Raw genomic sequence first — 23,756 nt, forward strand, 5'->3', positions numbered from 1 at the left:
CGAGAGTGGAAGGAATCGTCGGGCCGTCAGCCCGCGAGGCGGTCGAGCGAGGCCAGCACGGCGTCCCCCATGGCGGCGGTGGAGGCCGGGGCGCGCCCCGGCTCGGCGATGTCGGCGGTGCGAGCGCCGTGCGCCAGGGCGTCGCCGACCGCCCGCTCCAGGAGGATCGCGTCGTCGGGCCGCCCAAGGGTCAGGCGCAGCATCATCGCGACGCTCAGGATCGACCCGAGCGGGTTGGCGATCCCTCGCCCGGCGATGTCGGGGGCCGAGCCGTGCACCGGCTCGTAGAGCGCCGTGCGCCGTCCTTGCGCATCGGCCGGCCCGAGCGAGGCGGAGGGCAGCATGCCGAGCGAGCCCGCCGCCATCGCGGCGCAGTCCGACAGGATGTCGCCGAAGATGTTGTCCGTCACCATGACGTCGAACTGGGACGGCGCCCGCACGATCTGCATCGCAGCGTTGTCGACATACATGTGGGACAGCTCGACGTCCGGAAATTCCTCGGCCTGGAGCGCGATCACCTCCTCGCGCCACAGCACGCTCGCCTCCATCACGTTGGCCTTGTCGACCGAGCAGAGCCGGCCGCGCCGGCTGCGGGCGAGCTCGAAGGCGAAGCGGGCTACCCGCCGGATTTCCTCGGTGGTGTAGCTGTTGGTATTGAAGCCGCGCCGGCTGCCGTCGGGTCGGGTCTCGATCCCGCGCGGCTCGCCAAAGTAGATGCCGCTCGACAACTCGCGCACGATCACGAAATCGACGCCGGTCAGGACACGCTCCTTCAACGGCGCTGAATCGTAGAGCGCAGGATCGGTCACGATCGGGCGCAGGTTGGCGTAGAGGTCGAGGGAGCGGCGCAGTTTCAAGAGGCTGCCCTCGCGCCGCGCCTCCGGCGGTACCTCGGCGGTCTCGGGGCCGCCGGTGGCGCCGAACAGGATCGCATCGGCGCCCTCGATCGCCGCGCGGGTCTCGGGTGGGATCACCTTGCCGGTGCGGCGGTAGGCGTCGAGCCCGAACTCGGCCTCCGCTACCTCGACCGGCAGGCGGCGGCGTTCGGTGAACCACGCCAGCACGCGGCTCGCCTGGGCCGTCACTTCCGGCCCGATGCCCTCGCCGCCGATCACCGCGACGCGCATCATGTTGGTCCCGCTCATCCTCGATCTCCCGCCGCATCGCCCGCCGCCGCGTACACCCAGGGCCGCACCCGCCGGTCCCGCTCCTGGAAGCGGGCGATCGCGTCGGCCTGCCGGAGCGTCGTGCCGATCTCGTCGAGCCCCTGCAGCAACGCCTCGCGCCGGCGAGCCTCGACCGCGAAGGGGAAGCGGCGGCCGGAGGGCGAGACGACGCAGCGTTCCTCGAGGTCGACCGCGACCTTGCCGGCGCCTTGGCTCTCCTCGACCTCACGGGCGAGATTGGCCACGATCTTCTCGTCGAGGACGACCGGCAGGATGCCGTTCTGGAAGCAGTTGTTGAAGAAGATGTCGCCGAAGCTCGGGGCGATGACGCAGGTGACGCCGCGCTCCTGGAGCGACCACACCGCGCCCTCGCGCGACGAGCCGCAGCCGAAGTTGCGCCCGCCGAGGATGATCCGCGCTTCACGGTAGGGCGGCCGGTTGAGGATGAAGTCGGGATCCTCCGAGCCGTCGGCGCGGTAGCGCAGCGCGCCGAAGCACCAGGGCGCGAGCGTGCCGCGGATTCCGTTGCCGACCAGCCGCTCGATGCGGATGATCACGTCGGTGTCGATGTTCTCGATGAGGATCGGCGCGGCGACGGCCTCGAGGCGAGTGAAGCGGTTCATCCGGCCCTCCTGACGTCGGCGATGGCGCCGGCGAGGGCCGCCGCCGCGGCCATCGCGGGGCTCGCCAGATGGGTGCGCGCGCGGGGCCCCTGGCGGCCGACGAAGTTGCGGTTACTCGTCGAGACCGAACGCTGCCCGGCCGGCACGACCTCGCCGTTGGCGGCCAGGCACATCGAGCAGCCCGGCTCGCGCCACTCGAACCCGGCCTCGACGAACACCCGGTCGAGCCCCTCGGCCTCCGCCTCGCGCTTGACGATCTCGGAGCCCGGCACGACCCAGGCGCGCACCCCGTCCGCCACCCGACGACCGCGGGCGACGTCCGCCGCCTCGCGCAGGTCCGAGAGGCGGCCGTTGGTGCACGACCCGATGAACACCCAGTCGACGGGGGTGCCGGCGATCGGGCCGCCCGGGGACAGGCCCATATAGTCGAGGGCGGCCGCCATCGCGCGGGCCCGGCTCGGGTCCGGCTCGGACGCGGGATCGGGAATCAGGCCGTCGACCGGGACGACATGCTCGGGGCTGGTGCCCCAGGTGACCTGGGGGGCGACCCGTCCGACGTCGATCGTCACCTCGCGGTCGAAGGCGGCCTCAGGATCGCTGGCGAGTTCGCGCCAGGCCGCGACAGCCTCGTCCCACGCCTCGCCCCGAGGCGCGTAGGGCTTGCCTTGAAGGTAGGCGAACGTGGTGTCGTCGGGGGCCACCATGCCGATCTTGGCGCCGAGTTCGATCGACAGGTTGCAGATGGTGAGCCTGCCCTCGACCGGCATCGCCCGGATCGCCGAGCCGGCATATTCCACCGCGTAGCCGGTACCGCCCGCCGCGCCGATCACCCCGATCAGGTGCAGGATCAGATCCTTGGGCAGCACGCCGGGCGGCATCGCGCCCTCGAAGCGCACCCGCATGGTCCTGGGCCGGCGCTGCACCAGGGTCTGCGTCGCCAGCACGTGCGACAGCTCCGACGAGCCGATCCCGAAGGCGAGCGCGCCGAGCCCGCCATGGGTGCAGGTGTGGCTGTCGCCGCAGACGATGAGCGTGCCCGGCAGGCTTAAGCCCAGTTCCGGCCCGATCACATGGACGATGCCCTGGCCGCGCTCGCCGACGTCGAACAGACGGATGCCGGCCTCCCGCGTCTCGGCCCGCAAGGCATGAAGCAGGCTCCAGCCGGTCTCGGTGGTGCCGGCCCGACCGGCAGCGCTCGAGATCGCGTGGTCGGGCGTGGCGAAGGTCAGGCCCGGGCTGTGCACGGTGAGGCCGCGCTGCTTGAGGTCGAGCAGGCCGCGCGAGCCGCCGAGATCGTGCAGCAGATGCCGGTCGACGTGCAGGAGCACGGCGCCGTCGCCGAGGTCGCTGACGACGTGCTCGTCCCAGATCTTCGCGAACAGCGTTCTGGCCGCCATAACGTGTCCTCCCCCGCGCGGCTGTTTTCGCCGCATCGGATGCGCGCCCTCTCAGTCGGAGGGCTGCTGCGGGGAGGAGCGTAGGGACGGACCCGCGTCGCACGAAGCGCCGGTTGGGCATGCCGCCGTCGCGTTTGGAGATGGCTGCGTCAGGTAGGCGATCAGCCGGCGCGCCGGTCGCGACAGGCTGGCATGGTCGCGCAGGCCGATATGAAGCGGGCGCAGGCGCCAGGAATCCTCGAGTGCGAGTGCGGTCAGGCCGGTCTCGCGCATCTGTCCATCGAGGACCTGGCGCGGGACGACGCCGATGCCGAGCCCGTTCTCGATGATGCGCAACTGGCCCTCGAAGCTGCCGACCCGGACCCGCACGCGAACCTCGCTGCCGAGATCTTCGGCAGCGCGCCGGCACAGGGTCTCGATCGAGGAGCCGCGCTCCAGGCAGACGAAATCGTGGTCGAGGAGATCCGCGAAGGCGATCGAGGCCCGCCCCGAGAGGACGTGGCCGGGCGGCAGCACGACGACGAGCTCGTCGCGCCGGTAGGGCACGATCTGCAGCCCCGGTGCCGGGATGTTGCCCCCGAAAATCCCGAGATCGGCCTGGTTGCTGGCGACCCGCTGCACGATGTCGGGGCTCGTGCCTTCCTCCAGGTTGATGCGGATCAGCGGGTGCAGGGCGAGGAAGCCGGCAAGCTCCATCGGCAGCGTTTCCATGATCGCCGACTTGTTCGCCGAGACCCGGATCAGCCCGCGAAGACCGCTGGCGAAGTCGCGCAACTCGGCATCCATCACCGCGACGCTGCCCTGGATGGTGCGGGCGTGATGGAGAAGGGCCGTGCCGGCCTCGGTCAGGTCGATGCCCTTGGAGTGGCGCACCAGGAGTTCGGCGCCGAGCATCGCCTCGAGTTCCGAGATGCGCCGGCTGATGGCGGAGGCCGCGATATGCGCGCGCTCGGCCGCCGCCGCGATGCTCTGCTCCTCGACGACGGCGATGAAGAGCTCGAGAGTGAAGAGGTCGTAGCGGTGCATGGGCCGTCTGTTGGCGATCCCCGCCGCCACCATACGGGAATGTCTCAGATCCTGAGCACGATCTTTCCGAAATCATCCGCATTCTCCAGCATGCGGTGAGCCTCCGCGGCCTGGCCGAAGGGAAGGACGGCGTGGATGGTCGGGGGGATGGCCGTCGGTCAGCACCGGCAGCCAGCGCCGGCGGAAGCGCTCGACGATGGCCGCCGTCTCGGCGACCGAGTACGGCCGGAGCGTGAAGCCGCGACGCGCGTGGAGCGCACCAGGCCGAGACCGGCGACGGATTGCTCGGCCTTGAGCTCAAGGAGCGGCCGGACGACCACTGTCGAGGTCGAGCAGGACGGCCTGGGACGGCTCGCCCGGACCCCGGGTCCCAGCGGATGAACGGGACGCCGTAGTCGACGCCGAGCGTAGCCGCGAGCAGGGCCCACTTGATCCGCCGGAAGGTGCCGCGGACCGCCTGCGGCCGGATCTTCGTCCGGGCAGCGGAGAGCGACCCGTTCACCGCCGGGATGGCCGTCCGCGTCGCGCGGCTGCCGAACGTCTTGGTCGGACGGGGCCTGGGCGCAGGGGCTGTCTGCGTCGGCTCGGTGAGGGGCAACGGTAGCGAGGTTTCCGTCCGGCGACGCGGCCGGCTCCCATACCAACCCGGCAGCGTGAGCCGATGCCAGCGTGTTCCCTCCGCGACGAGAACCTGCGCCAGGGTGGGGCGCCGCGCGCCCTCGCCGCGCGGACGTCCGATGGTGCCGGGCCGGCGAGGCGGAGTCGGATCGTAGAACGCCGCATCGAGGCGCAGGCGGGTGACGACCGCCACGCCGCGGCGGCTCAGGGCAGCCAGGAAGGCGAGCGCCGCAAGGCCGCTGTCGGCCACCAGCACGAGGTCGCGCCCTGGCAGCCAGCGGCGAGCCTGGAGGACGATCTGACGTCCGACCTCGAGCAGGGGCTTGTGCCGGCGGCTCTGCTCGCGGCAGGCGCGCGGAGGGCACCAGGGCGGTGAGGAACGCCAGCGCCCAGATCCGCTGAGCGGAGGGGATGGGAGCCAGCAGCATCAGGCTGAGCCAGCGCAGCCCGCCGGTCTTGACGAAGTAGCTGTGGGAGGAGCGAACCGGATCGCGGTAGATGCCGCGGGCCCTGATGCGCTTGCCCCAGCGCCGCTCGATCGTGTCGTCGAGGCCCAGTACCACCAGGCCGCGCGGCGCGAACGCTGCCATCAGGTGCCCGAGCAGGATGCGGGCGCCGACGCGGGGCGACCAGGCGGCGCGGTTGAGGACGCGGTGGAAGTCGACGAAGCGACGGTCCTGGGCGCGGCTCATGATCCGCAGCAGGCTGGCGACCGTGCGCCGGCCCGGGACCAGGATGGTGCCCAGGAGCAGGATCCGGGCGTGGCACCACGAGCGGTGGACGAACAGCGGTGCGGCGGTCAGGATGATCGGGCGGGCAGGTCTGGCATGGCGGTGTCTCTTGGTCGAAACAGCGCGAGCCTACCCGTCACCCCCGCTTCGTCACCCCCGCTCCACACAGACCGACGAACCGCCAAAATTGGCCAAAGTCGAGGTGAGGGCTCAAGCCCCCACCGCCTCCGCCCGCGGCATGCCCGCCCCCGCCCGCATGAGCGGGCTCGCCGGCACCCGCGGCGCGAAGCGGAAGAGGTCGGTCGGGGCCACCTCCTCCAATTCGCCCGCCTCCAAGTCGCGGGCGATGACCACCAGGAAGGCCGGTGCGTCATCGCCCGGCCGGCCGAAGCGGCGGGGACGCGAGAACAGCGTGCCGACGCTCTCGACCAGCAGCGGTCGGTCGGACTCGAGCACCGGCACCAAGCCCTTGAGGCGCAGCAAGCGCTCGCCGAGGCGGCCTGCGAGGTTGTCGAGCCAGGCCGCCAGATCGTCGTAGGGGAGGGGGGCGGACGGCCGCGCGAGCCAGACCGCAACGCGTGGATGGGCACCGGCGGGTTCCACCCGGAGCAGCGCCGGATCGAGACCGGCCCCGGGTAGCGGCGCGAAGGCGGCCGCCACCGTCGCGCTCCGGTCGGGATCGGCCACGATCGCGGCGATCGGGTTGAGGCCCGCGACCGCAGCCCGGGTCTGCGTCACGCGGCCGGGCGGCGCCGCGTCGAGCTTCGTCACGACGATGCGGTGGGCGGCGGCCCATTGCGCGGCGGCCTCGGCGAAGGCCGCGGAGTCCGGCCCGCGCAGGGCATCGTAGGTGGCGAGGACCGAGGCCCGCATCGGAAAGCCGGCGAGGCCTGCCAACTGACGCAAGACCGGGCCCGGCTTCGACAGGCCGCTCGTCTCCAGCACGATGCGTCGCAGCGGCCCCGACGCCTCCGGCCGCTCGGCGGCGAGCAAAGCCTCGACGGTGCGGGCGAGGTCGCTGGTCATCTGGCAGCAGACGCAGCCATTCGCCAGCATCGTCATCGGCACGTCCCCCCCGCTTTCGCGCAGGATCAGCCCGTCGAGCCCGATCTCGCCGGCCTCGTTGACGATGATCGCGGTATCGGCCGCCTCGGGACGAGCCAGGTAGTCGCGCAGCAGCGTCGTCTTCCCCGAGCCGAGGAAGCCGGTGAGCACGACGAAGTCGAGGACGTCGATCATGGTGCCGCCTGCCGTGAGGTCGCGTATTGCGCCGGCACCGCCTCGTCCCAGGTCGCCTTCACGAGCGCGCGCACGTCGGCGAGCAGCTCGGCGGTGTCGTAGATCACCCCGTCCTTGATCGTGTACTTGAGCCCGCGATGCCAGGTGGCGCCGTTCGTCGCCTCGTCGAGGCGCAAAGCTCCGGTGCCGTAGAGCAGCTTGAAGTCGGTGAGCGGGTTGTGGTCGTGGACCAGGAGGTCGGCGCGCTTGCCGACCTCGACGGTGCCGATCTCGCCCTCGAGCCCGCACAGGGCCGCTCCTTGAGAGGTCGCGGCGCGCACCACTTCGAGTGGGTGAAAGCCGGCCTCCTGCAGCAATTCCAGCTCGCGAATGTAGCCGAAGCCGAAGATCTGGTAGATGAAGCCCGAATCCGAGCCGGCGCAGACCCGGCCACCGCGGTTCTTGTACTCGTTGATGAACGCCATCCAGAGTCGGTAGTTCTCCTTCCACTCGATCTCGTTCTGGGTCGACCAGCGATACCAGTACGAGCCGTGGCCGCCGCGCTGCGGCGTGAAGTAGTCCCACATCGACTTCCAGGTATACTCCTTGTGCCAGTCGGCCTGGCGCGCCCGCATCAGATCGCGGTTGGCGTCGTAGATCGTGAAGGTCGGCACGAAGGTGAAGCCGAGTTCCAGGAACCGCTCCAGGGTCTCGTTCCACTTCCTCGAGCCGGGCTCGGCGCCCTGGCGGAACATCTGGCCGGAGACCGAGAAGCGGAAATACTCGTCGTTGTAGTCGTAGTCGAGCGGGAAGTTCTGGACGACCCGGTCCTCGAACAAAGCCTCGGGCAGGCCGTAATAATGCTCGGCGCTGGTCAGCCCCCAGCCGGCGGTGGTGAGCGCGTTCATCCGCGTCACCGCCATCTGGGCGTGGTGGCAGCCCGACTTCAGCCCGAGCTTCGCGCACTCGTCGAGGGCCGCCTCCATGATGGCGGGCGGCGCCCCGAAGAACTTCACCCCGTCGGCGCCGCGCTCCTTGAGCTTCCTCAGCCACACCCGGCCCTCCTCGGGGGTGTGGATCAGCTTCAGCATGTCGTTGACGGCCGGGAAGTAGCTGTAGGCCAGGAGCCGCGGCGCCGCGATCTCGTTGGCTTCCGCGCGCTTCTTCTGGTCGAGCATCCAGTCGAGGCCGTTGAACGAACCCATCTCGCGCACCGTCGTGACGCCGTGGGCGAGCCAGAGCTTGTAGACGTACTCGACCGGCGGCACCCAGCCGTTGGCGGCGTGATAGGCGACGCCGGCATGGGCATGGCAATCGACGAAGCCGGGCGTCACCCACTTGCCGCGGCAATCGATCTCGTGGTCGCCGGGCGCGGGCCGGTTGGCGCTGTTGGCGAGGTTGCCCGCGACCTTCTTCAACTGCACGATGCGGCCGTTCTCGACCACGATGTCGGTCGGGCCGATCGGCGGCGCGCCGGTGCCGTCGATGACGGTGGCGGCCCGCAGCACCAGGCGCTTGTGTGGCCCGATCCCGCGGTCGCGGGAGGTCGAGGGCACCAGGGGCGGCTGGCCGGCCCTGGCCCGCTCGGCGGCGAGCTCGTTGCCGGCGAGAATCGGGGCGTCGCTCATGGTGTCCTCCCGCGTCGTCGTTGGATTTATCGGGCGTAGCGGCGGCCGAGCAGCGCGGTGCCGAGCACCGTCAGCACCAGGGTCGCGGCGAGCAGGATGAAGGCCAGCGCCGCGCCGAACGGCCAGTTCATGCCCTTCGAGAACTGGTCGTAGACGGCGGGCGCCATCATCTTGAACTGCGAACCGCCGAGCAGCACCGCGGTCGCGTAGGTGTTCATGCACAGGATGAAGACGAGGACGCAGCCCGCCACCGTGCCGGGGAGCGCCAGCGGCCACACCACCCGGCGAAAGACCGTGAAGGCGCTGGCGCCGAGATTGGCCGCCGCCTCCTCGACCGCCCGCGGGATGCTCTCGATCACCGAGGACAGGGTCAGAATCATGTAGGGCAGGACCACGGCGATCGTCCCGATGGCGACCGCGCCCGGCGTGTAGATCAGCGGCAGCGGCGTCGAGATCATGCCGAGGCCCCGCAACGAGGCGTTGATGAGACCATCGTTGCCGAGGAGCCCGAGCCAGCCCGCCGCGCGCACGACGTTTCCGACCAAGAGCGGGATCAGGGTCAGTACGGTGACGAGGCTCTTCCAGCGGCTCTCCATCCGGGCGAGCCGGTAGGCTGCCGGAAAGCCGAGCGCCAGGGTCAGCGCCGTACAGGTGAAGGCCATGACGAGCGTCGTGCCCATCACCCCGCGGTAATACGGATCGGCGACGGCGTTGAGATAGTTCTGCGCCGTCGTCGCCTCGATCATCAGCTGCGTCGGGCTGTATTCGTTGAGCGAGATGCGCGCGAGCAGCACCATCGGGCCGATCAGGAGCGCGGCGACGACGAGGAAGGCCGGCAGGATGAGGGCGAACACGGGCGGAAGTCTCGATCTGAACTGTTCGGCTGGGTTCCATCTCATCCCATCCGCGACCTCGTCCCGAGGTGCCGGCGATCAGAGATCGCGAGTGAAACGAGCCTCGAAGGAGGGCTCCAGGTGCCTCGCGGTCGCTGGAGCCCTCCTTCGAGGTCAGCCGATCTTTGATCGGCTAACACCTCAGGATGAGGGCGTGTGTAGGATGAAGCGGGGTGTTGGTGAGGCCGCGCGGCCGATCCGGCAGCCTACCCCTTGAATTCCTTGTTCCAGAAATCCGAGAACGCCGACTGCTGCGCCTGCATCGTCGCGTAGTCGAGCGGGCGGAGCTTGGCCTGCTGAGTCTCCGTCAGGCTGATCTGCTTGGCGAGATCATCCGGGAGCTTGGCATCCTTGACGGTCGGCACGTAGCCCATCTTCTGCGCGAAGGCGACCTGGGCCTTCGCGTCGAGCATCGCGTTCAGGTACTTGAAGCCGCTGTCCTTGGCCCGCGAGTTCTTCGGCACGCCGGCCTCGAACAGGATCGGCAGGGCGCCCTCCTCGGGGATCGCCATCTCGACCGGGATGCCGGCCTGCTTCCACATGAAGCCGCGGGCGAGCCACATCAGCGAGATCCACACCTCCTCGGACTTCAGCGCCGCGGCCAGCGTCTCGTTCGACGGGTAGACCTTCGGCGAGAGCGCCTTCAGGTCCATCAGGGCCGCCTTGCCCTTGGTGAAGTCGGTCGGGGTGCCGCCGGCTCCGATATTGGCGCCGGCCATGTTGAAGTTCCAGAGGATGTCGGAAAAGCCGACCCGGCCCTTGTACTTCGGGTCGAAGATGTCGGCGTAGCGTGTCGGCGGGGTCGTGACCTTGCTCGGGTTGTAGAGGATGACCATGGCCGAATAGATGTGCGGGATCGAGTGCGGCTTCTTGAACACGTCGATCACTTGCGACAGGCGCGGGACCTCGGTGGCCGGCACCGTCTCGAGCACGCCGAGCTGGCTCAGCATGTAGCTGTCGATGTCGTTGATGCAGGCGACGTCCATGCTGCCGCGGCGGCTGGTGCGCTCGGCGATCAGCTTCGTGCGGCGCGGGTCCTGGTTGGCGATGTCCTGCGACACCTCGATGCCCTGCGGCTTCATCAGCGGGACGTCGATGTTCTGCTGCAGCAGCGCGCCGTAATCGCCGCCCCAGGTGCCGACGACGATCGGGGCGGACTGGGCTCGGGCGGGCAGCGTGCCGGACAGGCCGAGGGCGGCGCTGCCGGCCATCAGGGTGCGACGGGTGATCATCGGGCGGGGCTCTCTGCTGCGGGGATGACGCGGGCGGCGTCGGGAATCCAGGTGATGCGGACGGGATCGCCGGCGGCGAGGCGACGGCGGGGGTCGTCGGGCAGCGGCGTCGGACTCACCGCGACGATCGCCTCGCCGGCGAGATCCAGGTGGTACTCGGTGCGCGCGCCGAGATAGGTCACGGCTCGCAGCCGCCCGGTGCCGCCGGGATCGGGCGCGACGGCGATCCGCTCGGGCCGGATCGCCAGCTTGCCGCCCGCCGCCGCCGCGTCGGGCGCGCACGGCACCGCGGCGCCGCTCGCGAGGCGAAACACGTCGGCGCCCTCGCGCGTGCCGTCGAGGAGGTTGCAGCGCCCGACGAAGCCGGCGACGAAGGTGTTGGCCGGGCGCTCGTAGAGGTCTTCCGCGCTCCCGACCTGGAGCACGCGGCCGTGCTCCATCACCACCAGTCGGTCGGCCATTGCCAGGGCCTCGTCCTGATCGTGGGTGACCATCAGGGTCGTGAGGCCGAGGCGCTTCTGCAGTTCGCGGATCTCGAGCCCCACCTCGGAGCGGAGCTTGGCGTCGAGGTTCGACAACGGCTCGTCGAGGAGGAACACCGCCGGGCTCACCACCAGGGCGCGGGCGAGCGCGACGCGCTGCTGCTGGCCGCCCGAGAGTTGGCGCGGCAGCCGGTCGGCGAGCGCGTCGAGCCGCACCAGCCGCAGCGCCTCGGCGATGCGCCGGTCGCGCTCGGCCTTGCCCACTTTGCGCATCTCCAGTCCGAAACCGACATTGGCGGCGACGCTCATGTGCGGGAACAGCGCGTAGGACTGGAACACCATGCCGGTGTCGCGGGCGTGCGGCGGGAGCCGCGTCACGTCGCGACCGCCGATCACGACGCGGCCGGCGCTCGGCTCGATGAAGCCCGCGACCATGCGCAGCGTCGTGGTCTTGCCGCAGCCCGACGGCCCGAGCAGTGCCACAAGCTCGCCCTGGCGGATGTCGAGGTCGACGCCGGCGACCGCGGTGGCCTCGCCGTAGCGCTTGGTGAGGCCGTCGAGGAGAAGCGTGCCCATCAGACGATCCGCGAGAGCTTCACGAACCGGTCGGTGACCAGCATCAGGATCGTCACCATCAGGATCTGCGCGGTCGCGACGGCGGCCAGGGTCGGGTCCATTCGGAATTCCAGGTAGCTCAGCATGGCGACGGGCAGGGTGGTGCGCCCCGGGCCGACGAGGAGGAGGTTGAGTTCAAGGTTCTCGAAGCTCGCCACGAAAGAGAACAGGGCCGCCGCGACGATGCCGGGCCGCAGCATCGGCAGGGTGATGCGGCGGAAGACCGTGAAGGGCCGCGCTCCGAGATTGGCCGCCGCCTCCTCCGCCGCGCGGTCGAGGCCCGCCAAGCTCGCGGTGACGAGGCGCACCGTCCAGGGGATGGTGATCAGCACGTTGGCGGCGACGAGGCCGCCCAGCGTCGCCTTGATGTCCATGTCGAGCCAGTCCTCGGCCCGCAGGGTGAACATGTAGAGGGCCGAGCCGGCGACGATCGCCGGCACCGCCAGCGGCGCGAGCAGGAAGGTGCTGAGGAGGCCGCGCCCCGGAACGGTCGAGCGCACCAGGGCCAGCGCGGCCGCCGTGCCGAGCGGCACGCCGATCGCGGTGGCGGCGAGCGCGATCTGCAGCGAGGTGAGGAAGCCGCGGGCGAAATCGCGTTGCGCCCAGGCGTTGAGGTACCAGCGCCAGGTCAGGCCATCGGGCGGAAAGGTCACGATCTCCTGGTCGAAGAACGAGGTCGCGATCACCGTCACGATCGGCGCGAACACGATCGCGTAGGCGAGGACGACCGCCGCCAGGAAGGCGAGGCGGCCGAGACGGGCCGACGGGCCGGGAGAGAGGGAGGCGACGCTCATGCAGTTCACGGGCTCGAGGGCGACGGCGTCCGGATCATAGCTGACCTATTTGTAAGACAGGTGTTCGCCCTTGTGGCAAGATGGGTGCCAGGCTGCAAGCCGCGCTGCGCGCCCGTCACGCCCCCGCCTCGCGGAAGCGGGCCCCGGCGAAGGCGGCGTCGCCCGCCGGTCCTGCGATCAGGAGCGGCAGTACCGCCTTCCAGGTCTCGATCAGGTCGCGGTAATAGTCCGGGTCGGGCCGCAGCACGGTCTGCACGCCCATGCCGCGCATCAGGTTCACCGTCAGGTTGAGGATGATCCGGGCTTCGCGCGGCGGCCGGGCGTCGGAATCGCAGAACTCGACCCAAATCCCGTCGAGGGCGCCGTGGAAGCGCTGCACCACCGGGATCAGGCACTGGCGCAACTCCGCATCGGTGCGCGACTCGTTGATCAGCTCCATCGAGAGATGGAAGAACCGGCCCGAGAAGAGCGGCCACAGGAACTCGACGAAGTCGGCGAGCGGCAGCGCCCCCGAGCGCACGTCCTGCGACACCGCCTTGATCTCGGCCGTGCCGTCGGCGAGCACCGTCTCGAGCGCAGCCAGCACGAGGTCGGCCCGGGTCGGGAAGTGGTGCAGCAGCGCCCCGCGGGAGACCTGCGCGCGCTCGGCGATCGCTTGCGTCGTCGCGGCGTGGTAGCCGACGGCGTAGATCTCGTCGATCGTCGCGCGCACCAGCCGCTCGCGGGTCGCGAGGCTGCGCGCCTGGGGCTGCCGTCCGGTCTGCGTCACCGATCCTCCCGCCCGCGAGCGCCTGAATAAAAAACAAGCTTGCCTGTTTTTTTCTCGCTGTCCAGTGTGCCGCCACGCCTGCGCGCCCTGATCCCCGGGCCGCCTCGCACGCCAAAGGGACTGCCCGCATGAGCGCCGACCTCGTCCTGTTCCGCAACGCCCGGATCCTCGACGGCACCCACGACACCGCGCTCGACGGCCACGACGTGCTGGTCGAGGGCGGCACGATCCGCGAGGTGTCGGACAAGCCGCTGACCGCCTCCTCGGCGCGGGTGATCGACCTCGCCGGCCGCACCCTGATGCCGGGCCTGATCGATTGCCACGTCCACGTCATCGCGACGATCCCCGACCTCGGCGCCAATGCCGAGCTGCCGGATTCGCTGGTGGCGCTGCGCACCGCCAAGATCATGCGCGGAATGCTGATGCGCGGCTTCACCACCGTGCGCGATCTGGGCGGCGCCGATCACGGGCTGGTCTTGGCGGTGCGCGAGGGGCTGATCGACGGCCCGCGCCTGGTGATCTGCGGCAAGGCCCTGTCGCAGACCGGCGGTCACACCGACTATCGCGGCCGCTACCATTCCCGCGACGTGAGCCACTACGGCACCAAGCTCGGCGCCATGGGCCGGGTCTGCGACGGGGTCGACGCGGTGCGCCGCGTGGCGCGCGAGGAGATCAAGGCCGGGGCCGACTTCATCAAGATCATGGCCAATGGCGGCGTCTCCTCGCCGACCGACCCGATCGCCTTCCTGGGCTACTCGGTCGACGAAATGCGGGCGATCGTCGAGGAGGCGGAGAACGCCCAGACCTACGTCGCCGCCCATCTCTACACCGACGCGGCGATCCGCCGGGCGGTCGAATGCGGGGTGATCTCGGTCGAGCACGGCAACCTCGTGACGCCCGAGACCGCGCGGCTGATCCGCGACAAGGGCGCCTACGTGGTGCCGACCAACGTCACCTTCGATGCGCTCGCCAAGGAAGGCGCGTCCCTGGGCCTGCCGCCGGCCTCGGTCGCCAAGATCGAGGACGTGCGCGAGGCGGGTCTCCACGCCCTCGAGACCCTGCACGAGGCGGGCGTGATGATGGCCTACGGCACCGATCTCCTGGGCGAGATGCACCGCCACCAGTCGGAAGAATTCGTGATCCGCGGCCGCTGCCTGCCGGCGATCGAGGTGATCCGCTCGGCGACGATCAACGCCGCCAAGGTCGTGCGCCTCGAGGGCAAGGCCGGCGTGGTGGCGCCGGGCGCCTTCGCCGACCTGATCGTGGTCGACGGCGATCCGCTGGCCGACCTCTCGCTGCTGACCGGCCAAGGCCGCCACATGCCGGCGATCATGATCGACGGGCGCTTCGTCAAGGACGAGCTGGCCGCCTGAGCTGCCGTCCGGCCGGACGCTTTCCCAAACCATGCGCCGATGGGGGCCCCGCCTGAGACCGGGTCCCATCGGCGTCGGCCGTACGTCGCGCTCAGCAGAAGCGGGGCTTTTCATAGAAGCGGGGCTTGACGCTGCAGCAGGTCGGGGCCGGGGGGCACGGGGGCGGGCAGGCAGCCCCCGCCTGCCACGTCGTCGAGGGATTTGGCATCGAGCTTCTTCATGATGCCATTCTCTGTCGTTTGCAGGCCTTTCGTTCGGCTGCGGGATCATAAGGACTTGTGCCTCGAATGCCGTCCATTTCCCCGGAAATACTGTTATATTGAGCAAAATTGAGGAACATGAGAATGATATTTTCTGCAAGGGCCTAAGTTGTTAGGTCGCCGATTGCGTCGGTATTCTTGGTTCGGCATCTGGCCGGTCGGGTTGGAGAGACCGGGTGGTCCCGCTCGTGAATGGCGGCCGCGTCGTTGCGGATAGGGTCGATGCGGACAGGTCGGGACCGGCGCGAAGACGACGGCGATCCGGTCCACCTGGTCATTTGTCCGGAAGCGCGGCGACAGGATTTTTTTCGTAGAACCTGCCCGGATCATCAGAAACGGCGAGATGGTCCGGTCTCGCCAACAGCTTCCGGTCGATCCCGTTAGCGCTAAACCAGCCCAAGCCGTGCCTGCCGGATGCTCAAATACGCTTAACGATTCCCAGTTACTGACAGCCCGATCCGATTGGATGACGACGGGAACGAAGTGCCATGCGCGGCGGAGTATCGATCGCGGCGAAGCTGGGGCTCTGCCTCGCCGCCCTGGCCCTGCTGATCGGGGCGACGGGCGGCCTCGCGCTCCTGGAGCTGCGCCGGGTGAACACCGCGGCCTCGGATCTGCGCGACGTCCGGGTGCCGGCCACCGACATCCTCGGATCGATCGGCATCAATATCATGCGCCAGCGGGTCAATGCCTCGCGCCTGCTCACCGCCGACACGCCCGAATTCCGGACCCAGGTCGCGGGGCAGATCGCCAAGCGCGACGCGATCCTCGCCGAGCAGTTCGCCCGCTTCGAGGCACTGCCGCTGTCGCCAGCCGAGCGCGACCTCTACGCCGAGTTCCGCCGGCATCTCGCCGCCTATGCCGAACATCAGCGTCAAGCCATCGCGAAGGCGATCGGGGGCGACGTGGCCGGTGGCCAGCGGATCTACAACACCGACATGTCGAACGGCGTCATCGCCATCATGGGCACCTGGGAGAAGCTGGTCGCGCTGAACGGCACCGGCTCCAAGGCGAGCGGCGACCTGATCGCGGAGACCTATGCCGCCGCCAACCGGACGATGCTGGCGCTGATCGCGCTGGGGCTGCTCGTCGCCGGCGGCGCGCTCGTGCTGGTGCGGCGCGGCGTGTCCGGGCCGCTGCGGGCCATCACCGCCATGACCCAGCGCCTGGCCGGCGGCGACACCGCCGTCGCGATCCCCGGTCAAGGCCGGACGGACGAGATCGGCGCGCTCGCCGGTTCGGTCGTGGTGTTCCGCGACAACCTGATCCGCAGCCGCGTCCTGGAGGAGGAGACTGCGCTTGCCCGCGCCTCTGCCGAGGAGCAGCGCAAGCTTGGCATGCGCCAGATGGCCGACAGCTTCGAGCATGCGGTCGGCGGCATCGTCGGCGGCGTCTCGGCGGCAGCGACCGAGCTCGAGGCCACCGCGCGCTCGCTCAGCGGCAGCGCGGCGCAAGCCGCCGGCCAGTCGGGCACCGTCGCGAGCGCGGCCGGTGATGCGGCGGCCAACGTCACACTGGTGGCGGCGGCGGCCGAGGAACTTGGCTCATCGGTCCAGGAGATCGGCCGGCAGGTCTCGGGGTCGGCCGATCTGGCGCGGGTCGCCGTCGGCGAGGCGGGCGAGACGATGGCGCTGGTTCAGGACCTGTCTCAGGCCGCCGCCAAGGTCGGCGACGTGGTGGCGCTCATCTCGTCGATCGCCAGCCAGACCAACCTGTTGGCGCTCAACGCTACGATCGAGGCGGCGCGGGCCGGCGAGGCGGGACGGGGCTTCGCCGTGGTCGCCGCTGAGGTCAAGCAGCTCGCCGGCCAGACCGCGAAGGCCACGGAGGAGATCACCGGCCAGATCGGCCGCATCCAGGCCTCGACCGGTCAGGCCGCCGCGGCCATCGATGGCATCGGCCGGCGCATCCGCGAGATCGACGGCGTGGCCAGCTCGATCGCCGCGGCAGTGGAGGAGCAGGGTGCGGCAACCCGGGAGATCGTCCGCAACGTCGCCGAGGCCGCCGCCGGTACCGGCGCGGTCACCGGTACCATCGCCACCCTGGCCGAATCCGCCGGCGAGACCGGGGCTGCCGCAGCCCAGGTGCTCGGCGCCGCCTCCGAGATGTCGCGCCAGTCGGAGCACCTCTCGGCGGAGGTGGCGCGGTTCCTGGCGACGGTGCGGGCGGCCTGACGGCCGCACCGGCCTGACGGCCGCTCCAGCCTGACTGCCGCTCCAGCCTGACGGCCGCTCACCCCGCCGCCCGCACCACCCGGGCGCCTGCGCCCTCCGCGTCCGCGCATTGCGCGTCCGTGGCGCCCGAGTCGGTCACCAGCGTCCAGCGGCCGGGCAGGGGCGCCCAGGCGCCCTGCGTCGCGCGGCCGAGCTTGGACGAATCCATCAGCACCACGACCTCGGCCGCCTGTTCCATCATCAACGACTTGAGCGAAACCTGGTCGAGGGCGGCCTCGCACAGGCCGCGGCCGGCCACGAACCCATCCCCGCTTACCACCGCCTTGTCGGCGGTGAGGCGGCGAAGGGCGGCCTCGGCGAGGGGGCCGAGCGTGCTCATGCTGCCGGGCCGCACCGCCCCGCCGAGCACCGTGAGGGTCAGGCCGGGCGCGCCGGCGAGCACGCCGACCAGCGGCAGGTTGTTGGTGACGATCGCGTGGCGCCGCCCGGCGAGGCCGGCCCCGAAGGCCGCCACCGTTGAGCCGCCGTCGAGGATCAGGATGTCGTCGTCGGTCAGCAGCGAGAGGGCGGCGCGCGCGATGGCCGCCTTCTGGGGCCTCGCCTGCGCCTCGCGCTCCGGCAGGCTCGTCTCGGGAAGCGGGTGGGCGATCACCGCGCCGCCATAGGTGCGGGTGATCGTCTTCTCGCTCGCCAGCCGTTGCAGGTCGCGCCGGATCGTCGAGGCGGAGACGCCGAAGCGCTCTGCCAGCTCCTCGACCACGACCTCGCCGGCCTGGAGCGCCTCCAGCAGCAGCGGGTGACGGTGCCGGCCGCGGGTCATGGCCGTCAGACCGCCTGGCGCGGCGCCAGATCGACGGCCTGGCGCAGGGCCTCGACCAGCGAGCCCTCGTCGGCGATGCCCTTGCCGGCGATGTCGAAGGCGGTGCCGTGATCGACCGAGGTACGGATCACCGGTAGGCCGACGGTGATGTTCACCCCCGCCTCCAGCCCCAGGACCTTGATCGGGCCGTGGCCCTGGTCGTGGTACATCGCCACCACGATGTCGTAGTCGCCCCGGCCCGCGAGGAAAAACAGCGTGTCGGCGGGCAGCGGCCCCTCGACCCGCCAGCCCTTCGCCCGGCAGGCTTGAACCGCCGGCGTGATCTTCTCCGCCTCCTCGCCGCGGCCGAACAGACCGTTCTCGCCGGCATGCGGGTTGATCGCGCAGACGCCGATCCGCGGATTCGCGATCCCCGCCTTGACCAGGGTGTCGTGGCCGCGCGCGATCACCCGCTCGACGAGGCCCGGCTCGATCCGCGCGATGGCGTCGATCAACCCGATATGGGTCGTGACGTGGATCACCCGGAGCTTGGGCGAGACCAGCATCATCGAGACCTCCGGCGTGCCGGTGAGGGCGGCCAGAAGCTCGGTATGGCCCGGATACTTGTGGCCGGCGGCGTGCAGCGCTTCCTTGCTCAGGGGCGCGGTGCAGATCGCCGCGGCCTCGCCGGCCTGGACCACCTGGACGGCGCGCTCGATGTAGCGGAACGCCGCCTCGCCGGAGACCGGCAAGACGCGCCCGAACGGATGATCCTTCGGGATCAGCCCTAGATCGACGCAGGCCACCGTGCCGGGAGCGTCGGTCGCCTCGCCGGGCGAGGCGAGGGCCTGGACCGTCAGGCCATTTCCGACGATGCGGCCGGCCTCGCGCAGGCGCTCGGCGTCGCCGATCACGACCGACCGGCAGAGCGTCGCGATGTCGGGCCGGGCGAGCGCCTTCATGATGATCTCGGGGCCGATGCCGGAGGCATCGCCCATGGTGATCGCGACGGTCGGTCGGCTCATGTCGGAGACCCTTCATGTCTGATGGCCCGGAGGTGGTGGACGGCGCGCAGGAGCGTGTCCTCGCTGCCGAAGGCTCCGGCCTTGGTGACGATCGGCACGCGGAGGCGCCCCCGCGTCACGCCGAGGGAGACGCCGGGCTCGATCTCGTCGACCAACGACAGGCCGTCGACCCCGAACCACGCCAGGAGCGCCGCCGCGGTCTCGCCGCCGGTCGCCACCAGGGCACCGAGATGGGGCGCGGCCGGGGCGAGGAGCGCGCCGAGCGCGGTCGCGAGGCGCGACCCGATGGCGAGATCGGGCGCCTTGCCCATCGCGACCTCGACCAGCACGTCGTCTCCGACGGCGAGGCGCGCCGCGATCGCTTCGCACCACCGCTGCCGCTCGGCCTCGCCCGCCTCGATGAGCCAGTCGGGCGCCACCGGGACGTGACGCATCCGTGGCTCGACCGCCAGCTTGCGGGCCGCGGCGCGGGAGACCGCCGCGAGGCTTCCCACTACAACGAGCGTGCCGCCCGGGCCGCTCACGACCGCCCGGGCGGGGGCGTGCGAGGGAGCGTCGGCCGCCGCCAGGGCGTGGGCGAGGCCGGCGCTGCCGACCCAGGCGAGGCCGGCCACGTCGAGGGCGAGGCCCGCCCGCGCGATCCGGGTGAGGTCGTCATCCTCCACCGCGTCGAGCACGGCGACGGCGAAAGCCTGCGAGGCGGCGTGAAGCGCCGCGCGCAGGGCCTCGCCGCCGGCCCGCACGGTAGCGAGCGGGATCGTCGTGCTGGTGAGCCCGGCCCCGTCCAGCATCGCGGCAAGCGCGTCGGTCGGGTAGGTGTGGTCCCGGCGCCAGAGCTCGATCTCCGCGAGCGGCCGGCCCGCGACCCGGATCCGCCCGTCCTCGGTGGTGCGGCCGGTGGCCGGGAAGGCCGGCGCCAGGATCGCGAAGGCCCCGCCCGTGCGCCGGCGCAGGACCGCGAGGGCGGCGGCGAGCTCGGCCGCCGGCTGCCCGCGCAGGGTCGAGTCGATCTTCTTGAACACGGCCCGGTCCGGATCGTGCAGCCGCTCCGCCAGGGCGGCATGGCGGGCGGCCGCAGCATCCGGGCCGAGCTGGCGGCTGTCGGCATCGTGCGACAGGACAGCCTCGTCGGCGCGGGGCCCCGCCTCGCCCCATTGCACGCAGGCCGTGGCCCCGCGCCGGGCGAAGGCGATGGCGCAATCGGCCGCGCCCGTGAGGTCGTCGGCGAGGATGAGCCAGCGGCGCGCCATGGCTCAGGCGCGCTCCGATGCGGTCGCGGCCTTAGCGGGCTCGGCCACGCCGTCCGCCGGCTCGCCGAAATGCTTGGCGGTCCAGGCTGTGGCGAGCGGCGTCAGGATCGCGGTCACCACCACGGTCGCGGCGACGAGCACCGTCGCGGGGGCGGCGGCGTCGGCATAGGCCGGGTTGGCGGCGGCGATGATCGCCGGGACCGCGGCGGCGTTGCCGGCGGTCGAGGAGGCGGCCACACCCGCCACCCCGGTGCCGCCGGTGAGCCGGTCGGCGAAGAAGAGCGGGATACCCGTGAGCACCGTCACGGCGACGCCCAGCCCGAGGCCGAGCAGACCCGCCTGCCAGATCTTGGTCAGGTCGAGCCCGGTGCCCAGCGCGAAGGCGAAGAACGGGATCATCACCGGAACGGCGCGGCCCAGGAAGGCGCGCATCTCGCGGTCGAGGTTGCCCAGCAGCATGCCGACGAGCAGCGGCAGGATACTGCCGACCATCGTCTGCCAGGGGAACGCCGACAGGCCGGCGACGCCGAGCGTCACCATGGTGAGGAAGGGGCCGGATTCGAGGCACATGATCGTGTAGGCGCCGACATCCCGCGGGCGGCCGTACTGGCCCATCAGCGCCATGTAGAGCCCGCCGTTGGTGTCGTTCATGGCTGCCACGATCGCCAGCGTCGAGAGGCCGGCGAACAGCCCGGCCCCGATCGGCGCCTCGCCGAGCAGGCGACCGAACACCACCCCGAGGATCATCGCGATGCCGACCTTCACGACGAGCAGCGTACCACCCTTCTTGACGATGTAGGGCGTCGCCCGGAAGTCGATGCTCGCGCCCATGCAGACGTAGAACACCGCCAGGATCGGCAGGGCGCCGGTGAACAGCGCGCCGGTGAACGAGCCGAACACCTTCGGGGTTGTCGGAAACAGGGTCGCGATCACGGCGCCGACGAGAAGCGGTACCACCATCATCCCGCCCGGTACGCGTTCGATCGCGCGCTTGATGCGGATTCCGCCCAGGTCTTTGTCCGATTCCGTCGCCATGCGCTTCTCCCCCGCGGGAATCGCGCATCGGATGGCGCGACTACCCGTCTGTTGTTGCGTGAAGAGCGCAGAAATACGGGGGAGTCAATCAATTTATTGCGCGATATGCGCAGAATGGACGGACGGAGTGCGCGGGACGGGCGGGAACGGAGCTCGGGTGGGTGACGACACCGTCATTCTCAGCCGTCGTCCCACCGAGACAAGGTGTCGCCAGTATCAAGCGGGGAATCGCCTCTCCCTGCGGGCGGCTATGGACGACACAGGTTTTTAGTCTTTCGCCGGGCTGAGAATTGTCCGTGTCTTTCCGGCTTGGGAGGGACTGATCCGCCCCCACTGAAGTGGTCCGCCCTGAGGTATGGCCTTCGGGCCAGGACGAGGACGGACAGATGGGCACGAAGCGGCACAAGCCGGAGGATGTGGTCGCCAAGCTGCGGCAGGCGGACGTGTTGATCGCGCAGGGACAGAGCGTGCCGACCACCGGCCCCGGAGGTGTTCGTGCCGGCCGTGTCAGTTTGGCCGGCTGCGCTCACCCGACCGGTTCCGCCGGCCAAGCGACCCGCGGAGCAAAGGCCGACCCAACACTAACTTTGAAGTCGGACCACCACGTGGGGGCCGATCAACCGCCGTACGCTGCAAAATTATGATCGTAAATTTTAAAGGCAAGCCATGGTCGCCCCTTTTTTCTTTCTGCCATGACCTTTGTCGACCGCAACCAAGATGCAGTTGCCACGACCGTTCGGCGACGCGCACCGAACGTGAGCAGGCCGCCCCTCGTGCACGAGAAGCATCATGATCTTCACAGCTCCGCCAGCCTCAGGCGATCGAGAGCTCGCTTCGCCGGACGAAGGCGAGGCCGCACAGGAGAGCCAGCAGCCTGAGCGCCGGAGCGGCCATGACGACCGGATCGCCTACACGAAGGTGACTGACGATACCGCCGGCTATTTTGGCGGCCAGGAACAGCGCCCCGTAGGGGACGTAGCCTCGGACCCAAAGCGAGATAGTGTCGAGCAAATGGGCGATGCCCACGGCGTATATGAATCAGGACGGGTAGCCGAAGCACTCGAAGTTCGAGACCTCGAACTCGGCCGCCGCCAGCTTCATCCCGGCTGCACTGACGAAGACCGCCGCGAGCAGGAGCCGGAGCCCCGCTCCCCGAGGCGCCGCTTATCGAATGCATCCCTCATCGATGGCGTCTCCTCAATCGGCACGGTCAGCGCCTCGTGGACGCACCGGCGGCAGGCGCAAGGGGAAAGGATGTCGGGGACAGTCGGTCGCTCGGCGCGCGCGGGAACATGCGGCCGGTCGCGAAGGCCGCTGCGTTCACGAGCCCCATGACGACGAACCCAGCTGATACGGCGAGGAAGGTGCCGCCCGACCCGAACCCGAGCGCCGAGGCGGTCCAGGCCCCGCCCAGTGCCACCCCCATCCGAAGCAGGCTGGCGGCGAGCGGCCAGCCGACGCGACCCGCGCCCTGGGCCGCGAAGTAGAGAGCGAGCCCGAAGCCGAAGAACCCGTAGAAAGGGCCAACGATACGCAGGTAGAGCGAGCCCGTGGCGACCATCGCAGGATCGTCGCCGAACAGGCCGAGCCAGGCGACCGGGTAAAGGGCGGCCGCAATCCCGATAGCCTCCGTTAGGGCGCCGGCGACGACGGCGCCGGTCAGGGCGGCCTGCCGGGCTCGGGCATGGTCACCGGCACCCAACGCTGTGCCGACGATGGCCGCGATGGGCGAACCGAGACCGAAGACGAGGGGAACCAGGAGATATTCGAGGCGTGCGCCGGTGCCGTATCCGGCCACGGCCGCCGGTCCGGCCGTACCGACGAAGGCGGTGGCAGCGATGACCGTGACGTTGGAGGTCACGCTGGCGATGCCCGAGAGCACCCCGATGCGGAGGATCTCCCGCGAGGGGCCCCAGGTCAGCTTCGGCAGATGTCGCGTCGGATGCAGCACGCCGCGACCGGACCAGATGTAGGTCGCGAAGGCCGCCGAGCCCGCGGCGTAGTAGGCCGCGAATGCCACGCCGCCGCCCGCGACGCCGAGTTCCGGCAAAGGTCCCCATCCGAAGATCAGCGCGGGGGAAAGCGGCACCAGCACGACGGCCCCGACGCAGGTGACGATGGCCGGGAGCGCCATGTTGCCGGTGCCGCGGATCACCGCAGACAGGGCGTTGAACAGCCAGATCAGGACCGCGCCGCCGAGGACGATGCTCGCGTAGGTGGTCGCGGCCTTGAGCGAGCCGCCGGACCCGCCCATCGCCGCGTAGAGCATTGGTCCGAACGGTAGGGCGACGAGGCTCGTCGCGATGCCGAGCCCCAGGCCGAGTGCCGTGGCGTGCCAAGCCAGAATTCCCGCATCCGCCGGTCGGTCCGCACCCAGCGTGCGGGAGACCGCCGACTGGATGGCGCCCCCCATCCCGCCGGCGGAAAGCATCTGGACCAGCATCACCACTGGGAAGACGAGGGCCATCCCGGCCAAGGCGTCGGTCCCGAGCATCGACACGAAATACGTCTCGACGAGGCCAACGGAGGTCTGGACCGCCATCACCAGGATGTTGGGCGCGGCCATCCGGGCCAGGGTCGGTACGAGAGGAGCCGTGAGTAGCTGCCGTGTGCGAACGTCCATGGTGGCCCCCCTTGTGCGGGATTGT

The 23,756-nt window shown here is 70.4% G+C and carries 19 protein-coding genes and 1 pseudogene; 2 read left to right on the forward strand and 18 right to left on the reverse strand.

From position 1 onward, the window contains the following. Positions 1 to 26: 26 nt before the first annotated feature. From leuB to BMX97_RS26935, 12 genes and pseudogenes are all read right to left on the reverse strand, one after another. Positions 27 to 1,145 (reverse strand): 3-isopropylmalate dehydrogenase, encoded by a 1,119-nt coding sequence (leuB, locus tag BMX97_RS26870; protein WP_244538660.1) that lies wholly within the window; start codon positions 1,143 to 1,145, stop codon positions 27 to 29. Then, the gene (gene leuD / locus BMX97_RS26875) at positions 1,142 to 1,789 is read right to left on the reverse strand and encodes a 3-isopropylmalate dehydratase small subunit (protein ID WP_091754244.1); all 648 of its coding nucleotides are present in this window, start codon (positions 1,787 to 1,789) and stop codon (positions 1,142 to 1,144) included. The genes leuB and leuD overlap by 4 nt, the downstream gene beginning before the upstream one ends. Continuing rightward, positions 1,786 to 3,186 (reverse strand): 3-isopropylmalate dehydratase large subunit, encoded by a 1,401-nt coding sequence (leuC, locus tag BMX97_RS26880; RefSeq protein WP_091754245.1) that lies wholly within the window; start codon positions 3,184 to 3,186, stop codon positions 1,786 to 1,788. The genes leuD and leuC overlap by 4 nt, the downstream gene beginning before the upstream one ends. 51 nt (positions 3,187 to 3,237) lie before the next feature. Further along, entirely contained in the window at positions 3,238 to 4,212 is a 975-nt protein-coding gene (locus tag BMX97_RS26885) for a LysR substrate-binding domain-containing protein (protein WP_177202368.1), read from the reverse strand. 324 nt (positions 4,213 to 4,536) lie between these two features. Continuing rightward, positions 4,537 to 4,723: pseudogene (locus BMX97_RS33945) on the reverse strand (cytochrome c oxidase accessory protein CcoG); the annotation flags it as partial. A gap of 1,048 nt (positions 4,724 to 5,771) precedes the next feature. Further along, positions 5,772 to 6,800 carry a CobW family GTP-binding protein gene (locus BMX97_RS26905; RefSeq protein ID WP_091754247.1) on the reverse strand — a complete coding sequence of 343 codons (1,029 nt, stop codon included), beginning with the start codon at positions 6,798 to 6,800 and terminating at the stop codon, positions 5,772 to 5,774. After that, positions 6,797 to 8,407 carry an amidohydrolase family protein gene (locus BMX97_RS26910; RefSeq protein WP_091754248.1) on the reverse strand — a complete coding sequence of 537 codons (1,611 nt, stop codon included), beginning with the start codon at positions 8,405 to 8,407 and terminating at the stop codon, positions 6,797 to 6,799. The genes BMX97_RS26905 and BMX97_RS26910 overlap by 4 nt, the downstream gene beginning before the upstream one ends. Before the next feature lie 26 nt (positions 8,408 to 8,433). Then, positions 8,434 to 9,261: an ABC transporter permease gene (locus BMX97_RS26915; RefSeq protein ID WP_091754249.1), complete on the reverse strand. Its 828-nt coding sequence runs from the start codon at positions 9,259 to 9,261 to the stop codon at positions 8,434 to 8,436. Positions 9,262 to 9,506: 245 nt separating this feature from the next. After that, positions 9,507 to 10,532: an extracellular solute-binding protein gene (locus BMX97_RS26920; RefSeq protein ID WP_091754250.1), complete on the reverse strand. Its 1,026-nt coding sequence runs from the start codon at positions 10,530 to 10,532 to the stop codon at positions 9,507 to 9,509. Then, positions 10,529 to 11,590, reverse strand: coding sequence for an ABC transporter ATP-binding protein (locus tag BMX97_RS26925; RefSeq protein ID WP_091754251.1), 1,062 nt, complete (start codon positions 11,588 to 11,590; stop codon positions 10,529 to 10,531). Before BMX97_RS26925 ends, BMX97_RS26920 begins: the two co-directional genes overlap by 4 nt. After that, complete coding sequence (locus BMX97_RS26930) at positions 11,590 to 12,423, reverse strand: ABC transporter permease (RefSeq protein WP_091754252.1); 834 nt, start codon at positions 12,421 to 12,423, stop codon at positions 11,590 to 11,592. The genes BMX97_RS26925 and BMX97_RS26930 overlap by 1 nt, the downstream gene beginning before the upstream one ends. Before the next feature lie 115 nt (positions 12,424 to 12,538). After that, positions 12,539 to 13,192, reverse strand: a complete 654-nt coding sequence (locus BMX97_RS26935) for a TetR/AcrR family transcriptional regulator (protein WP_091754253.1) — start codon at positions 13,190 to 13,192, stop codon at positions 12,539 to 12,541. 128 nt (positions 13,193 to 13,320) lie between these two features. Between BMX97_RS26935 and BMX97_RS26940 the strand changes: the two genes are divergently transcribed. Together BMX97_RS26940 and BMX97_RS26945 are read left to right on the forward strand one after the other, a co-directional pair. Further along, a complete protein-coding gene (locus tag BMX97_RS26940; protein ID WP_091754254.1) occupies positions 13,321 to 14,565 on the forward strand; it encodes a metal-dependent hydrolase family protein in 1,245 nt (414 codons plus the stop codon). Between the two features lie 748 nt (positions 14,566 to 15,313). Then, the gene (locus BMX97_RS26945; RefSeq protein ID WP_091754255.1) at positions 15,314 to 16,999 is read left to right on the forward strand and encodes a methyl-accepting chemotaxis protein; all 1,686 of its coding nucleotides are present in this window, start codon (positions 15,314 to 15,316) and stop codon (positions 16,997 to 16,999) included. A gap of 58 nt (positions 17,000 to 17,057) precedes the next feature. On the opposite strand, the gene BMX97_RS26950 is transcribed toward BMX97_RS26945, so the two are convergent. The 6 genes from BMX97_RS26950 to BMX97_RS26975 form a co-directional block, all read right to left on the reverse strand. Continuing rightward, on the reverse strand, positions 17,058 to 17,819 hold the full coding sequence (locus tag BMX97_RS26950; RefSeq protein ID WP_091754256.1) for a DeoR/GlpR family DNA-binding transcription regulator: 762 nt from the start codon (positions 17,817 to 17,819) through the stop codon (positions 17,058 to 17,060). A gap of 5 nt (positions 17,820 to 17,824) precedes the next feature. Next, positions 17,825 to 18,823, reverse strand: coding sequence for a 4-hydroxythreonine-4-phosphate dehydrogenase PdxA (gene pdxA / locus BMX97_RS26955; protein ID WP_091754257.1), 999 nt, complete (start codon positions 18,821 to 18,823; stop codon positions 17,825 to 17,827). Beyond that, entirely contained in the window at positions 18,820 to 20,073 is a 1,254-nt protein-coding gene (locus BMX97_RS26960; protein ID WP_091754258.1) for a four-carbon acid sugar kinase family protein, read from the reverse strand. The genes pdxA and BMX97_RS26960 overlap by 4 nt, the downstream gene beginning before the upstream one ends. A 3-nt stretch (positions 20,074 to 20,076) precedes the next feature. Then, on the reverse strand, positions 20,077 to 21,108 hold the full coding sequence (locus BMX97_RS26965) for a 2-keto-3-deoxygluconate permease (RefSeq protein ID WP_091754259.1): 1,032 nt from the start codon (positions 21,106 to 21,108) through the stop codon (positions 20,077 to 20,079). 813 nt (positions 21,109 to 21,921) lie between these two features. Further along, the gene (locus BMX97_RS26970) at positions 21,922 to 22,134 is read right to left on the reverse strand and encodes a hypothetical protein (RefSeq protein WP_244538661.1); all 213 of its coding nucleotides are present in this window, start codon (positions 22,132 to 22,134) and stop codon (positions 21,922 to 21,924) included. 184 nt (positions 22,135 to 22,318) lie between these two features. Continuing rightward, a complete protein-coding gene (locus tag BMX97_RS26975) occupies positions 22,319 to 23,731 on the reverse strand; it encodes an MATE family efflux transporter (protein WP_091754260.1) in 1,413 nt (470 codons plus the stop codon). Positions 23,732 to 23,756 lie beyond the last annotated feature (25 nt).

It is taken from the genome of Methylobacterium sp. ap11 (assembly GCF_900110515.1).
Taxonomy (GTDB): Bacteria; Pseudomonadota; Alphaproteobacteria; order Rhizobiales; family Beijerinckiaceae; genus Methylobacterium; species Methylobacterium ajmalii.

Bases quoted from the DNA above. Each gene is read 5' to 3' on its own strand.
- BMX97_RS26975 (WP_091754260.1), bottom strand. From the start codon at position 23,731: ATGGACGTTCGCACACGGCAGCTACTCACGGCTCCTCTCGTACCGACC.
- BMX97_RS26950 (WP_091754256.1), bottom strand. From the start codon at position 17,819: ATGACCCGCGGCCGGCACCGTCACCCGCTGCTGCTGGAGGCGCTCCAG.
- leuD (WP_091754244.1), bottom strand. From the start codon at position 1,789: ATGAACCGCTTCACTCGCCTCGAGGCCGTCGCCGCGCCGATCCTCATC.
- BMX97_RS26940 (WP_091754254.1), top strand. From the start codon at position 13,321: ATGAGCGCCGACCTCGTCCTGTTCCGCAACGCCCGGATCCTCGACGGC.
- BMX97_RS26920 (WP_091754250.1), bottom strand. From the start codon at position 10,532: ATGATCACCCGTCGCACCCTGATGGCCGGCAGCGCCGCCCTCGGCCTG.
- pdxA (WP_091754257.1), bottom strand. From the start codon at position 18,823: ATGAGCCGACCGACCGTCGCGATCACCATGGGCGATGCCTCCGGCATC.
- BMX97_RS26910 (WP_091754248.1), bottom strand. From the start codon at position 8,407: ATGAGCGACGCCCCGATTCTCGCCGGCAACGAGCTCGCCGCCGAGCGG.
- BMX97_RS26905 (WP_091754247.1), bottom strand. From the start codon at position 6,800: ATGATCGACGTCCTCGACTTCGTCGTGCTCACCGGCTTCCTCGGCTCG.
- leuB (WP_244538660.1), bottom strand. From the start codon at position 1,145: ATGAGCGGGACCAACATGATGCGCGTCGCGGTGATCGGCGGCGAGGGC.
- BMX97_RS26885 (WP_177202368.1), bottom strand. From the start codon at position 4,212: ATGCACCGCTACGACCTCTTCACTCTCGAGCTCTTCATCGCCGTCGTC.
- BMX97_RS26965 (WP_091754259.1), bottom strand. From the start codon at position 21,108: ATGGCGACGGAATCGGACAAAGACCTGGGCGGAATCCGCATCAAGCGC.
- BMX97_RS26925 (WP_091754251.1), bottom strand. From the start codon at position 11,590: ATGGGCACGCTTCTCCTCGACGGCCTCACCAAGCGCTACGGCGAGGCC.
- leuC (WP_091754245.1), bottom strand. From the start codon at position 3,186: ATGGCGGCCAGAACGCTGTTCGCGAAGATCTGGGACGAGCACGTCGTC.
- BMX97_RS26945 (WP_091754255.1), top strand. From the start codon at position 15,314: ATGCGCGGCGGAGTATCGATCGCGGCGAAGCTGGGGCTCTGCCTCGCC.
- BMX97_RS26930 (WP_091754252.1), bottom strand. From the start codon at position 12,423: ATGAGCGTCGCCTCCCTCTCTCCCGGCCCGTCGGCCCGTCTCGGCCGC.
- BMX97_RS26960 (WP_091754258.1), bottom strand. From the start codon at position 20,073: ATGGCGCGCCGCTGGCTCATCCTCGCCGACGACCTCACGGGCGCGGCC.